Origin of the sequence: Ornithinimicrobium cryptoxanthini (assembly GCF_023923205.1) — a bacterium.
In the GTDB taxonomy this organism is placed as follows: Bacteria; Actinomycetota; Actinomycetes; order Actinomycetales; family Dermatophilaceae; genus Ornithinicoccus; species Ornithinicoccus cryptoxanthini.
In genome coordinates this window covers 1,599,835-1,613,314 of sequence record NZ_CP099490.1, presented here as the reverse complement: position 1 = coordinate 1,613,314, position 13,480 = coordinate 1,599,835, and the positions used below count along the sequence as shown (strand labels likewise).

Here is a 13,480-nt window from a genome sequence, read left to right as displayed (position 1 = left end):
GGTGGGGGCGGGCTGTGACCTGCGGAAACGTCGGCCACTGGAACGACGGACGCGGGCCAGGCGGTTGCGGGGGACGCCGTTGTGGGCGCTTGGGGGGGACGAATCCGGGAGCGTCCTCACGTCATCGTCTGGGCCACATCGACCCGGTGTGGAAGGAGACGACGATGAGCGTAGCGACCTGTCTTGGGGTGGACACACACGACCGACCCCCGCTGCGGTGGGCACGGGATCACTGGCAGGACTGGGGCCGGATCCAACCGGCCCTCTCGGTCGTCGCGGACCTGCTCGACCTGCCGCCCTGGCTGAGTCAGGCCTCACCGGAAGCACGGGATGAGGTGCTGGCGGCTCTCGCGCGGACGGCCGCACACTATGTGGAGGCGGTCTCCGTGATCACCTGGCTCCTGGTCCCGGGCGCGGTGAACCTGGCCCGGCAGCTCGCCGACCTCTCCCCCGACATCGACGCTCTCGTCGCCGGACAGCTGTGGCTGACGGTCCGGACCTACCGTGGCGACCCACCGCGGCGCGTCGCAGCCACGCTCCTAGCCCGGACTCGGCGCGACGTGATGGCCGACCTCGGAGTCGGTGACGCAGCGGTGCGTCGCGACCGCGTTTGGGCATCGGCGGTCCCGATGGGCTCGGTCCCGGACGTGCCCGACGTAGATGCCGGGCCGGACCCCGAGTGCGAGTTGGCTGCGCTTCTCGAGGACGCTGTCGAGATGGGCGCACTGACGCGCGAAGACCGGGCCCTGCTCATGGACGTCGCACACGAGGCGGCCCGGCTGAACGTACCCGCACGACGGGGCCGGGGTGGCCTGATGACCCCCTCGGTGGCTGAGCTGGTCGCCGACGACTACGCAGCGTCGGCACGGACGGTCCGTCGCCGTGCAGCCAAGGCCGTCACCGACCTCGAAGCGTTCCGTCGGTCGACTCTGTGACCGGGCTCGACGTGCGAGTCACACGCGAGAGAGTGCTTCACTTCGGCTCCCTTCTGTTGTCAAGGGGTGGGGATCGGCTCTTTTGAGTGTGCGCCAACGCTTGTCGCCGTCAAGGTCGTTCGTCCGGTGGGGCGCTCCACCTTGACGGCTCCGGCACGTCGACGCGGGTGCTGAGGAGCCGGTCCCGGGCGGGGCTTTCCAGTGGTCGCGGTGAGCGGTAGCGTCGAGGGTGCGGGTCCGGGAAGTGGCTGATCCGAAGTGCCGGTGCGCGGGTGCGAGCCGGCCGCGCTGGAATCATGTGACGCCCCGCAGTGCCCTCCCGGACCCGCCTCGAGCCGTGCCTCGGTCACGCGTTGAGCGTCGGTGACCAGCTGCCGGTAGATGGCATCTGAGATCCGGCGTTTGAGGCAGCGCAGGGCTTCCATCGGCTTCTTGCCCTCGGCTCTCTTGCGCCGGTAGTAGGCCCGGCCCTCGGTGTCCAGCCGCAGCTGGGTGACCGCGGCGATGTGGATCATGTGGTTCATCCGCCGGTTCCCGGCCCGAGACAGACGGTGCCGGTTCTGCTCCCCGGAAGAGGCATCCAGCGGTGCAGTCCCGGTCCAGGACGCGAACCGGTTCCGGTCGGCGAACCGGGCGATATCACCGACGTCCGCCAGGACCCGCGCGGCGACCACCGGGCCCACACCGTGCAGGTCCATCAGCGTTGAGCCCCGGGCCAACACCATGGTTTTCAGCTCGGCGGTGGCCTTCCTCATCTTGGCCTCCACGGCGACCAGCTCGGCCAGTTCCTCGGCCGCGATCCGCCGACGGGTCTTCCCTGCGACGTCTCGTGGCCGCACGCTGACCAGCAGCTTCTTGGCCTGACCTGTGGTGATGTCCTTCTTAGCCTGTCCGGGAAGCAACTCGGCCAGCAGCGCCTGCAGCCGGTTGACCACGGCGACCCGTCGCCGGGTCAGCGCCTCCCGCCGGTCGGCCAACATCCGTAACGCCTCGAGCTGGCCGTCGACCTTCAACACCCGCAACCCGTGGGTGCGGACCGCGACCATCGCGATCGAATGCGCATCCAAGGCGTCCGTTTTCCGGTTGTGCCCGGTGTCAAAGAGCCGGACCCGTGCAGCGAGCTTGGCCGGCACATCCACGACGTGCTCACCGGCCTCGAGCAACCGTTGCGCCAGGGGGCGGCCGGCACCGTTGGCGCCCTCCACCGCCCAGATGTGATCGGGCCACGACTTCGCGTACGTGCGCATCGCCGCGTACCCGGCTTGGTCGGTGCTGAACCGCCCTGCACCCAGCAGTTTCTCCTGCTGGTCGACGACCTCGATGGTGGCCGACAGTTTGTGGGGATCAACCCCGATGATGACCTGTCCCATGTTCTTCATCCCAACCTGACGCTCGTACCGAAATGTGGACGGCGAGGTGGGCAGTGCTACTACGAGCAGGGCAGTCCCTTCTTGAGCCACGCCTCGTCAGCGGCGCCCGACGGGCAGCAGACCGAAAGTGAGCCACACCCACAGGAGCGAGGGTGGGCAGCCCAAAAGAGAGCGTCCCGTCGAGCACCTAGATCGAGTCTGGCCAGACACCGACCCTGCGTCCAGTCTCTAGCAGCCCAGATTGATGCGGCTGAGCAGGGTCATGTGGGTTGAAGGTTGACCGCACCATCGTTGGGTGGCCCCGAGTGGTGGTTACAGCGCTCCCCGCAGTCATAGGCGTTTCGCCCGGCTGATCGTGTGCCTTTAGCTAGATCCGCTCTGATTCCGCTATGGCGTCATTAATGCCGTAGACGCCCAGCTCAAGGAGCAGGTCCAAGACGTCGAGCAGCGCCGCTCGATGGGTACGGTCCCGGGACTGCGCTAGTCCACGTACCACCAGCTCACTGATGTAGTGGGCGTCTCCGGCTGCTCCGGTACGAATGTCAGCGGCGTCGTTCCCGAAGACATCAACGAACCGCTGTGCAGCCTTCAAGACCAATTCATCGACCTTGTCCGGCGCGTACTGCAGCGTAAGCAGCAACTGCGGCGTGGCGTGGTCGTAAGACGGCGAGTCGATCAGGGCCGTCAGCAGTTGAACGAACGGCTGGAGCGGGTGCTCGCGAAGGTGCGGCGCCACTGCAGCCGCCTCCTTACGGACCTCATCCGCGTCGTCGTTCATCAAGCGGATCAGGGTTGCCGTGGCCAGCTCGGCGTTAGAGGTGCGGTCGACACGCCCAGCACTGATTTGCGCGACACCCTTGCGGACACGGAGGTCCCCAGACAGTGCTTGTTGCATAAGGACTGGGCGATCCCACTCCAGGGCCGCGAACGCCGCGATGGCGCCACCGGCCTCACGAGCCTCGGCGTCCTCCGAAGCCAGCATGCGCTGAATGACCGGATCGATGACCTCGGGATTCACGTTGCCGATGTAGAGCATCAGCTGCTGTACGAACCCGGCGGCGAGGAGACGATCGTCAGCATCGATCAGGGTTGAGAACGCCGTCAGGACCTCTGGGCGAGCATGCCGGAGTGAGGCGGCCAGGGTGTGTGCAACACACGAGCGAACGCTTAGCACCGGGTCGCTGGCCATCGCGCTGAGGTATGGCACGACCAGGAGAGTTCGCTGGCCGTCACTGTCGGTGATCAACAGGTCGCCGAGCGCTTCTGCCAAACTTCCGCGCGCCGTGTTCATGCCGTTCATGCGCATGTCCGCAGCACTTTGTCCGTCCGTGCCATCGCGAATGATCACTGGGGAAGCGTCGGTCGGGTCTGGGGCGTGCAGAGTGCGGTCTCGGATCAGTTCAACCAGGTCAAGGGGCACCTCGCGGTAATACTTCCGCAGCGCCATCCCGAGCCACCGATCGTTGTCTGCCTGTCCCAGCGACGCGATGTGACGGACGGCTTCGAAGATCAGCGGTCCGGTGCCATCGCTCACGTCGGCGTCACCAAAGCCCATGAGCAGCGCATCGGTGTACGCCGCATTGAACTCGGGGGTCAGCTGGAGGGCCAGCCGTGCGAAGCGCGCTGGGTCAGCAGCAACTTGATCCTTCAGTACGTTGGACAGTTCACGGGCTCCCCCGGTGAAGGTGCTCCAGTTCGTCTTGTCAGAGTCGTGCTTTGCCATCGCGCTCAGCCACTGCGCATCGGTCATCTTCTGAGCGGCGTCGGGGGCTATCGGTGAACCGATGAACCCACTGGTGATGCCGCGTGGCTTCGCAGGCGCGTCCTCCTCGAACTTCCGTTGATACTCCCCGAGGCGTCGTCGTCCTGCCGGGGTGAGTCGCGACTCTTCAAGGGCGGACAGGAACGTAAAGGCCGAACGTCCCGAGCTGTGACGACTCTCGTACTCGTTGCGCAAGTCTCGAAACAAGTTCTCGAGTTGCCGGTGGATCTCGTCGGTCACGTGTGGCGCAATCGCCCTGCCAAGCTCCCGCGCAACCCAATCGGAATCTGAGATGTAGCCGCAGTCGAGACGCCGGCCGCCTTCGAGCAAGAGGCTCGCCGCCCAGCCGGCGAAGTGCTCGCCGCCCGCTGACAAAGCTCGGTAGAGCAGGAACTGTGATCCGTCGTAGGGGTCAGCGGCCAACTGGTCGAGAAGGCTCCTGATCGCCTCAGGGTCGGTCTTTGCCAGCGTCTCCAGCGAGCGGACCGACGCCGCCAGCACGGCGTCGTCAAGCTCGCGGACGTCGAGGTCATCGATCTCGAAGCGGGCGCTGAAGTGCTGATCGCGAATCGGCTCGTCGTCGAGAGGCTCCATCGCGGTGGCGGCCATAACTTGGCGGAGATACGGCACCATGGTCTGCACGAATGCCAACGGCTCAGCATTGGCGGCGTCCTTTACGAGTTCAGCCGCGCCGTACTCCCGCATGCCGAGCACAGCCACCTGGCCGCCCTCGTTGAGCGTCATGGCCTCGACATGATCGATCAGCCGAGCCTGCAGCAGCTCGATCGCCCAGAGTGGCTCGTGCTTAGCCAGGTCGTGCGCCGTCAGCCAGAGTTCATGCTCTGCGGCGTCGTAGGCGCCTTGCCGGACGACTTCGAGCACCAGATCGAACAATTGGCGGTTCTGAAAGACATCAGCAAAGCGGCTGACCCAGCGCATCCAGTCGAGATACTCCGGCGCGGTCTTGCGGTCCCCCAGCAGGGCGGCGATGGATACCGGGTGCTCCTTGACGGCGCTAACCATCGTATTCAGCGCGTGATTCCGCATGTCCTCATCCGGGCCGTCGAGCCAAGCAGCGATCTGGCCATCTTCATAGAAGCGCGCGAACCACTGTGGTCGGCGCAACTGCTGCCAGAGCCGGCGTTCGAAGCGCGGATGGGTCGCGGCGACCCGCAGCATCAGTTCGGCATCGGAAGTCGTTGGCGCAACAAGATCGGCCACGACGGCGAGCACGGTCTCCTTAATGTGGAATCGGATGTCGTCAGCGGTTAGTACTGCTTCGGCCTCGGCGCGGAAACTGTCCGGCTCCCGCTGGTAGAGATGCTGCAGGATCTGGCGCACCTGGGCGCGGCGGAACAGTTCCTGCTCGTCACGGAGTAGGAAGTCGACGAGCGACTCCGCCCGGGACACCCACTGTCGGGCGAAGGCATAGTCGAAAAACGTCTCGTGGAAGAACGCGATTCGACCGCCGTCCCGCGCAAGCACATGTTCTGAGACAAGGACGTTGGCGTCCTCGATAAGGTCCTCATCGTCCAGGATCTCGATCGGGACAGACAGCACTTGCCGGTCGCTCGCGGCGTTGGCGATCCGACTGACCACGTCGTTGAATCGGACGTTTTGTCGCCGCGCACGCGCCGCTTGCCGCTTGCGCTCCCAGAAGGCTTCGAAGAGAGAACCCCTCGATTGGAACGCCAGCGCGTCAGCCTGAGACGAGATCGTTTGCAGGAGCACGAGGTGCAGCGGCGTCTGCAGAAGGACACGCTGCGATGGACTCAGGTGCGTCGGGTCGAGACCCATGCTCGTCACAGCCGCTTTTACATCCTCCGCCGACAGTAGGCCGACCTCCACTCTGGTGACGTCGGTGCGAGACGCCAACGCGCGGATCCGGTGATCGTTATCGATGTCGAACTGGCGACATGCCAGAACAACGCGCATGCCGCTCACGGACAACGCTTCGCCGATGAGATCCATGACGACGTCGAAACTCTCCGGCATACGTCCGGAAGCGAGACTCACCGCGTCGAGCTGGTCGATGACGAGGTAGGCGGCGCGATCGTCGGCCGCCAACGCCAGGGCGACCGCGGGAGAGGTTTCGATCCCGAGCTGACGACCCAGGTCGGCAGTCGACGCGAACGGGTCAAGTCGGTCCAATCGCAGCGCCAGGACCTCGGCGCCGGTCGATTCAAGCGAGGCGACAGCCTGTTCCAGAACAGAGCTCTTCCCGCCACCAGCTGTACCTGCGATGAGCCCGATCCGGTCCAGATCGAGAGCCTCGACAAGTTGGGTGCCCTCTGCGCGCTCAATCGGCGGTTGCAGGAGTTCACGCTGAACGGACTGGCGCCAGCTGTTGGTGATCGCCAGCACCTGCTCGTGCGCCGTCTGATGCGACCCGCGTGCCAGCGGCTTGATGTCCTGTTCAGCGAGTAGGGCCAACAGTTCTGTTCGAGTCAGCCGCTTGCCAAGGTTGTCGAGGAGGATGTCGCCAACAGCAAGAGACATTAGGTGACCGCTAGCACCACTGAGGTTGCACTCGGCCAGCATGCTGTTCATGCGGATGATGTCGTACTCGTCTTGAACCGAGAACCACATTCCGCGAAGCGTGTCCCAGGCTGCTTGAGGACTGCCCAGGACCTCTGCTGCCGACAGCTGGTCAAAGACTGGCGTCAGCCCTCCGGTGAGCCAGCAGTCGGTGAAGTTCGCTAGATCTGCCGACTTGCGAGCGCGTTCGGACAATTCTTGTAGCGGCCGGCACGGCACAAGGGAGACAAAGTGGTAACGCCGGCCCGCCGCCACGTGCTTCGCAGCCGCCTCGAAGATCTTCAGATCGGCCAGCGCCTTGACGGTCCAACTGTTGCTGTTGCCGTTCTGGCGTTTTAACTGGTGCGCCTCGGTGACGAGTCCGGTGTCGTAGGTGAACTCGGAACCTCTTCCGACCTCGATGTCGATGTCTTCCGCGGTCAACGCCCGTCGGTCGTCAAGCATGCAGTAGAAGGCATGACGGATAGCCCATGCAAGCTCGTACCTGTTTCCGAGCTTGTCCGTCTCCCCACCAGGCCTAGGCGACACATGAACCCCAGATCATTTCAACGTCGAACGCCGAAGGGCGATATTGATCGCAGACTAGTGGAGGGTCGCCAGAGGGTGGGCACAGACGCGCGGAGTCTGCTGCACGCACGGTGACAGGTGCGTCTAACCGCCGCGCGTGGCGCGGGCTGCGCAGGCACGCATCTGCCGCGTTCGGACTGTGTTCCGCCAGGGCAGCTCAGCCCATGAGACCCCGTTGACGAGCGTTCCTGCGGCGGCGGTCCTGGGCGGGGTTACGCAGCGAGGCAGGCTGCGAGTTCTCGGTACCCGACCTCACACGTCGAGCTTCCTGACGACTCCACCAGAGCACGACCAGGAGCAGCCCGAGGACCGGGACCGCCACGGCCACTACGACAAATCGTCACAGGGTCCACAAGGGGAACGTACCGCGCCGCGGTGCGCCGAGGGCAGCGCCGTCACTATGGGCGCACAGACGTACCCATCCGCCGCCAGGAGGACGCTAGCCTCCGGCGCGTCCGACATTGCCGGGACCGTCCGTTGTGGATCGAGCACACCCGCGTTGCTCGGCCAGCGAAAGACGACCTGAGGGTCCAATTCCTCATCGAAGTCCCGCCACCCGGCGGTCAGGTGCTCCGCAGCACGCTTTTGGACCGTGGCCGGACCTAAGGAACTACAGCGGCTTAGCGTCTTGGCTCTGTGACGCGCCCTTGTCTCGTAGCTCCCTACGAACGAGAACAAACAACGGAACGCTGCAGGCAAGCACAACCAGAAGAAGAAGGCCAAGTATGTAGAGAACCAACGGCCGTTCGACGGTGGCCACGAGCAGAGGTACTCCCACAAACATAAGTGCCCCGACTGCCAGCATCAGCAGGACCATCCTCCGTGGAACACCCGCGCCCGAGGCATTTCTGCTCACGTGTCACCCCCATAGCCGTTGGCCAAAGCCGTCTGGCGGTCAGGCCGGGCATTGATGCCTGAACCGTTGTGTCGGGTCGGTGACGTGCGGATCACAGCACGCACCAGGACGACGGGAAGGACAATGGCCAAGGCGTACAGCGGCACCGCCAGGGACCACCCGATGATCGGTTCGACGGTGCCCCGAAGCGTCGCGAACACGAAACCGAACCCCAAGACACCGGCCACCACGGCGGACACCACGAGACGGACGATGCGCCTCGGCGGTTTCATGTCAGGGAGCCTGACAGAACCGACAGCCGCAGACGCGCTGCCTGCCGCCAGGAGGATTGGCTGGTTGCCACGCTCGGCGCTCACCACTCAACCCCTTTCACGGTGTCGATCAGTTCTCATCACCACGTGTCAAGCGCAAGAAGCCCGCTCCTCCGACTAGGAGCCCCAGCACGCCGACCATCAGTGCCGGCGCGAAGTCGAAGACTAGCGAGGTGAGCGCCCCTAACCCGGCCAGCATGCCGCCAAGACCGATGAGGGCAGTGGGCTTCATGCGCGTCACTGGCGTCTCCTCCCTCGACTAACCCCACACGCTACCGCGGCCAGGTTGGCAAGCACTCAACTGCCCCCAGGGTGGGGGTCCTCACGACTTGAGGTGGTGTACGCGGTGATGCCGCGGATGATCCGTGGGTCGCTCTCCAGTTGGCGGGTGAGGTCGAGGTAGCCCTGGACTCCGCGGAGGCTGGGTCGTGCGCCAGCGAACCCTCGACGGCGTCCCTTGAACGTGATGGTGGTTTTCGAGACTGACACGCTCACGCCGTCGACGCCCAGGAGGTAGTCCTCGATCAATCGGTACAGCTATTCGCTGGCATCGCTAGGTGGCTTACCTCGTTCATCGGTGTCTCGACCACCACCACGGCGCTGAAGCACGTATGTCCATGGCCGTGGCAAAGTCCCCACTGGTGGCCAATTGAGGTCCCCGCTGGTGGCCAAGTAAAAGTCCCCACCCTCTGCTCGTGTCGTCCATGAGTTGAGCCCCTGAGCGGTGACGGTGTCGGTGTCTAAGCCAGTCACCGCACCGCCCAGGGAGTTCCATTGAAGAACATGAGGGAAGAGTTGGACATCATCACCGCTTATAACGAGCTCGGGACCTACCGAGCTGCCGCCGATGTGTGCGGCACCACCCACAAGACCGTCAAGCGCGTCGTGGAACGCCACGCCGCCGGGATTGTCCGTCCCGTGCGGGAGCCGCGTGCGGCGAACTATGAGGCTGTTCGCGAGCTCGTGACTGAAAGCATGAAGACCTCACGGGGGCGGATCAGCGCCAAGCGGCTGCTGCCCAAGGCCCGCGCGGCCGGGTATACGGGCTCGGACCGGAACTTCCGCCGCCTCGTCGCGCAGGAGAAGAAGACCTACCGGGCCGAGCACGGCCGCACCCACCGGCCCGCGGTCTGGTCCCCGGGTGAGCACCTGGCCATCGACTGGGGCGTCATCGCCGGCGTCCACGTCTTCTGCGCGGTGCTGGCCTGGTCCCGGTTCCGGTTCGTGCGCTTCGCCGCCGACGAAAAGGCGACCACGACGATGGCCATGCTGGCCGAGTGCTTCGAAGTCCTGGGCGGGACACCGAAAGTCGTCCTCGCGGACCGGATGGGCTGCCTCAAAGGTGGGGTCGTCGCCAACCGGGTCGTGCCCACACCGGAGTACGTCCGCTTCGCCACCGCTTTCCGGTTCCGCCCGGACTTCTGTGAGGCAGCTGATCCGGCGTCCAAGGGTCGCCGCCAACGAACGCGCCGCGTCCTGGTGCGAAGAGGTCAACGGCGCTCTGCACTCAGAGATCAGCGCGGTCCCAGCCGACCGCCTGGCTACGGAGGTCGAGCTGCTCACGCCGTTGCCCTCCCTACGTCCGTCCCTGGCTCCCGCGCCGGTACTACGCAAGGTCGACAAGCTGTCCACGATCCGCCTGAACTCGGCGCGCTACTCGGTGCCGAGCGCTCTGGTCGGTTCCCAGGTCGCCGTACTCGTCAACGGCCCCCACGTTCTGGTCATCGACCCTGGCACCGGGCAGATCCACGCCCAGCACGACATGGTCGCACCCGGGGCGGCGTCGGTGCTGGATGAGCACTACGGGAGTGCTCGCCCAGCTGCGCCGGTGCGCGCGATCCGGCCGCGCACCGCGGCGGAGAAAGAGTTCTGCGCGCTCGGCCCCGCCGCCGAAGCGTTCATCGCTGGCGCCGCCGGTGCTGGGCACACCCGCCTGGGCCACGAGCTGGCCGAGCTCAACACCCTGACCGCGGCCCACGGCACCGAAGCGATGATCACCGCCCTGGAACGAGCGGTCGCGTTCAAGCGGTGGAAAGCAGCTGACGTGCGCTCCATCCTGGCCGCCGGCACCGGCGTGCCTACCCCGCGTGCGGCCGGGGAAGCCCTCATCGTCGACCTGCCCACCAGTTCGAGACGCTCCCTGTCCGAGTACGCCCCCACCCTCACAGCGCAGGCGGTGTCCTCGTGAGTACCACCCCGCCGGTCCTGGACGCGGACCTGACCGCCGGGCTGCGCCGCCTCAAGCTGGCCACGATGCGTCAGCTCGCGCCCGAGCTGCTCGTCACGGCCAAGACCCAACGATGGACCCCGGAAGAGGTCCTGCGCGCGCTGGTCGAGGCCGAGGTCGCCGCCCGGGACGCCTCCAACGAACGGACCCGCCTCAAAGCAGCCGGCTTCCCGGTCATCAAGACCATCGAGGAGTTCGACCTGGCCGCGTCCTCGATCCCAGCACCGACCTGGGCCTACCTGGCCAGCTTGGAGTGGGTGTCCGCGACAGAGAACGTGGTCATGATCGGGCCGGCCGGCACCGGGAAGTCCCACACCCTCGTCGCGCTCGGTCACGCCGCCGTCGTCGCTGGCCACCGGGTGCGGTACCTGACCGCGGCGGACCTGGTCGAGACCCTCTACCGAGGGCTGGCCGACAACACCGTCGGCAAGCACATCGAAGCGCTGTTGCGCAACGAGCTGATCTTGATCGATGAGGTGGGCTTCGCCCCGCTGGACGACACCGGCGCCCAGCTGCTATTCCGGTTCGTGGCAGCTGCCTACGAACGCCGCGCCCTCGGCCTGGCCTCACATCACAGCTTCGAGGACTGGGGACGATTCATGCCCGAGCACACCACCGCCGTGTCCCTCCTCGACAGGCTGCTGCACCACGCGACCACTGTGATCACCACCGGCCAGTCCTACCGCATGCGCCAAGCCCGTCAACGCCGAGGAGGTGCGCACCTGACCCCCTGATCAACCCGCAGAGGGTGGGGACTTTCACCTGGCCAAAACCGGGGACCTCAAACTGGCCATTGACACACGTAGCTGACCACCATCACGATGAGAACAGCCGGCGCAGTCACCACCAGTGCCGTCTTGATTGGCGTCGGCTCCCAGATCTGGCGCGTCACGATGGCCGAACCGATCACCCAGAGCATGCCTTCAATCCAACGTGGGATAAGGCACCGCCGAGGATCGCGAGCACGATGACAGCGACGAGGATCCAGAACACCTCGCCTCGAACGGATGACCGCACCTTCGTCAGCCCATGGACGTTAATGCATGGGCCCCCTGGCCAGTCGTCTGCCCCTAGCTTTGAGCGGTCGCCAACATCCTGAACTGCCGTAGCCCGTTTCCACAGGGGCCGGTTAGCGAGGACTGTCTGGTGAGGGGCGCAACTCGCTCCTCCAGCCCAACCCTGCTGCCGAGGCTCCTGTTCGGGCCGGTGAACAGCTGGCTCACTGGCAGGATGGTGTCATGGGACTCGGCCAACGCCGCTCGGTTCGCGACGCGGATCGTGAGCGCTGGATGCTGCAACCGCGCGCACGGTGGTTCGCGCTGGGACTGGCAGTCTGGACGTGCATCTTCCTGCTCTTGGTGGTCATCCAGCCATTATTGACGGGTTCATGGTCCTGGACCGATTGGTTCTGGTTGGGGGCAGGCGTCTTTTGGATGATGTACGCAACCTACTTTTGGTTCGCTGGCTCCACCGGCACAACTGTCGATCAGCAAGGCCTCATCCTTCGCGATCGGTGGAATGTTACCCGTCTCACGTGGGATGATGTCAGGGAGATTCGCGCCGACAGAGACGATCGGTGGGCATCCCACCTCCTTGCCATATTGCTGGATGAACGCGAGGTGGTGCTGCCCGGCGTGCCCGTCGACGACCTGGAAGCACTGAGCTCGTGGGCGCACAAGGGAGGATCCGGCCCAGAGGGATGAACCACGCGTCGTAGGTCGGGGGCGATCGCGCACGCACATGCCGCCCTGCGAGCGTGATGTCTAGCGGTCAGACCGGGGATCGATGCCTGGACCACTCCTTCGCGTTGGTGCCGCGCGGATCACGAGGCGCACCAAGATTACGGTCAGGGCAATAGCCAAGGCGTAGAGGAGCACGGCCAGGGACCACCCGAGGACCGGTTCGACGGTTCCCCTGAGCGTGGTGAATACGAGAGCAAACCCCAGGGCGGCGGCGACCACCGCGGGCACCAGCAGATGCACGACACGCTGGGGAGGCTTCATGCCGGGAGTCTTGCAGAGCCAGGGTCACGAGCGCCCCTCTCTGCCGCGCTGCGCAACCTGTAGGCGATGACGTTCACTGTTGCGGCGATTCATGGGCGCTGCCACTCTCGGCTCATGCCACCCAAGAATCGACCCCTGTTCGGTGCCAACTCACGGGTCCCTTCGGCGGGCTGGTTAGGCCTTCTGATTGGATCGGCATTCGTCCTTCTCGTGGGCGTAGCGCTGCTCCTCTTCATCAGCGAAGACAGAGCCCTGGCCCTTGCCATCACGACCTACGGTGTTGTCTCGACCGTTGTCAGCGCTTGGCACTTCAAGGCCACCAGGCGGATCCACGCGTCCCAGTAGAGCCCACAACGGACCGCCGTCGCGCAGGCCGCTCGAGCACTGCCCGCACCATCCGCTGCCCCCGCGCCCAGGGTGTCCGATTTGCTTCTGCCTGCGAACATTGCCCTGACTAGTTCGCGACGAAGGAGGAGCAGCTCGTGCTCAGCAAGGAGGCGTCTGGCCAGTTCATCAACTTCACCGTGTCCACGCCGCTGTCCGAGGGCGAGGCCCGCAAGCGGCTGATCGAAGACGGCTGGCAACCCGACCCAAGGAACACTCACCTCGTCCGCGGGTCACGGCTGTGGACGCGGCTGTGGGGCGCCTATCTCGTACCGAGGAGGAAGTGGCCGATGATCGCCGAGATCCTGGGGGGAGAACAGGGTGCGGCCGTGCGCGTTCGAGACAGCTTCGGCAGGATGTGGGCGTGGTCGGTACCTGACCAGGACGGCCAGGTAGCAGGAGGCTCTGCGGGCCGGATGGCCTCAGGCCTGGACGCAGCCACTTCGGGCGCGCGCGCGATGGAGAAGGACCTGACCCGACTCCTGTCAGATGGAGGCTAGTCCGGCACGATCATGTGCATAACCACC

Annotated in this window: 9 protein-coding genes and 1 pseudogene; 5 read left to right on the top strand and 5 right to left on the bottom strand. The window is 65.4% G+C overall.

The window, feature by feature from the left end; translation table 11 throughout:
- Positions 1 to 188 precede the first annotated feature (188 nt).
- Complete coding sequence (locus NF557_RS07460; protein ID WP_252623191.1) at positions 189 to 935, top strand: hypothetical protein; 747 nt, start codon at positions 189 to 191, stop codon at positions 933 to 935.
- A 59-nt stretch (positions 936 to 994) separates the two neighbouring features.
- Here NF557_RS07460 and NF557_RS07455 read toward each other — a convergent pair whose 3' ends face one another.
- The 4 genes from NF557_RS07455 to NF557_RS07440 form a co-directional block, all read right to left on the bottom strand.
- Complete coding sequence (locus NF557_RS07455; protein ID WP_252623188.1) at positions 995 to 2,305, bottom strand: IS110 family RNA-guided transposase; 1,311 nt, start codon at positions 2,303 to 2,305, stop codon at positions 995 to 997.
- Between the two features lie 367 nt (positions 2,306 to 2,672).
- On the bottom strand, positions 2,673 to 7,049 hold the full coding sequence (locus tag NF557_RS07450) for an NACHT domain-containing protein (protein WP_252623186.1): 4,377 nt from the start codon (positions 7,047 to 7,049) through the stop codon (positions 2,673 to 2,675).
- A 975-nt stretch (positions 7,050 to 8,024) separates the two neighbouring features.
- Positions 8,025 to 8,384, bottom strand: a complete 360-nt coding sequence (locus NF557_RS07445; protein ID WP_252623183.1) for a hypothetical protein — start codon at positions 8,382 to 8,384, stop codon at positions 8,025 to 8,027.
- 25 nt (positions 8,385 to 8,409) lie between these two features.
- Positions 8,410 to 8,580 (bottom strand): hypothetical protein, encoded by a 171-nt coding sequence (locus NF557_RS07440; protein WP_252623180.1) that lies wholly within the window; start codon positions 8,578 to 8,580, stop codon positions 8,410 to 8,412.
- Positions 8,581 to 9,113: 533 nt separating this feature from the next.
- Between NF557_RS07440 and NF557_RS07435 the strand changes: the two are divergent.
- Positions 9,114 to 10,527: pseudogene (locus tag NF557_RS07435) on the top strand (Mu transposase domain-containing protein).
- Positions 10,524 to 11,300, top strand: coding sequence for an IS21-like element helper ATPase IstB (gene istB / locus NF557_RS07430; protein ID WP_252623177.1), 777 nt, complete (start codon positions 10,524 to 10,526; stop codon positions 11,298 to 11,300). Before NF557_RS07435 ends, istB begins: the two are co-directional and overlap by 4 nt.
- 47 nt (positions 11,301 to 11,347) lie before the next feature.
- Here istB and NF557_RS07425 read toward each other — a convergent pair whose 3' ends face one another.
- A complete protein-coding gene (locus NF557_RS07425; RefSeq protein WP_252623174.1) occupies positions 11,348 to 11,485 on the bottom strand; it encodes a hypothetical protein in 138 nt (45 codons plus the stop codon).
- A gap of 319 nt (positions 11,486 to 11,804) precedes the next feature.
- On the opposite strand from NF557_RS07425, the gene NF557_RS07420 reads away from it, so the two are divergent.
- Both NF557_RS07420 and NF557_RS07415 read left to right on the top strand, forming a co-directional pair.
- Complete coding sequence (locus NF557_RS07420; RefSeq protein WP_252623171.1) at positions 11,805 to 12,269, top strand: PH domain-containing protein; 465 nt, start codon at positions 11,805 to 11,807, stop codon at positions 12,267 to 12,269.
- A 782-nt stretch (positions 12,270 to 13,051) separates the two neighbouring features.
- A complete protein-coding gene (locus NF557_RS07415; RefSeq protein WP_252623168.1) occupies positions 13,052 to 13,453 on the top strand; it encodes a hypothetical protein in 402 nt (133 codons plus the stop codon).
- Positions 13,454 to 13,480: the final 27 nt, after the last annotated feature.

Coding starts and splice junctions, on each gene's coding strand:
- NF557_RS07455 (WP_252623188.1), bottom strand. CDS start 2,305: ATGGGACAGGTCATCATCGGGGTTGATCCCCACAAACTGTCGGCCACC.
- NF557_RS07450 (WP_252623186.1), bottom strand. CDS start 7,049: ATGCTTGACGACCGACGGGCGTTGACCGCGGAAGACATCGACATCGAG.
- NF557_RS07425 (WP_252623174.1), bottom strand. CDS start 11,485: ATGCTCTGGGTGATCGGTTCGGCCATCGTGACGCGCCAGATCTGGGAG.
- NF557_RS07420 (WP_252623171.1), top strand. CDS start 11,805: ATGGGACTCGGCCAACGCCGCTCGGTTCGCGACGCGGATCGTGAGCGC.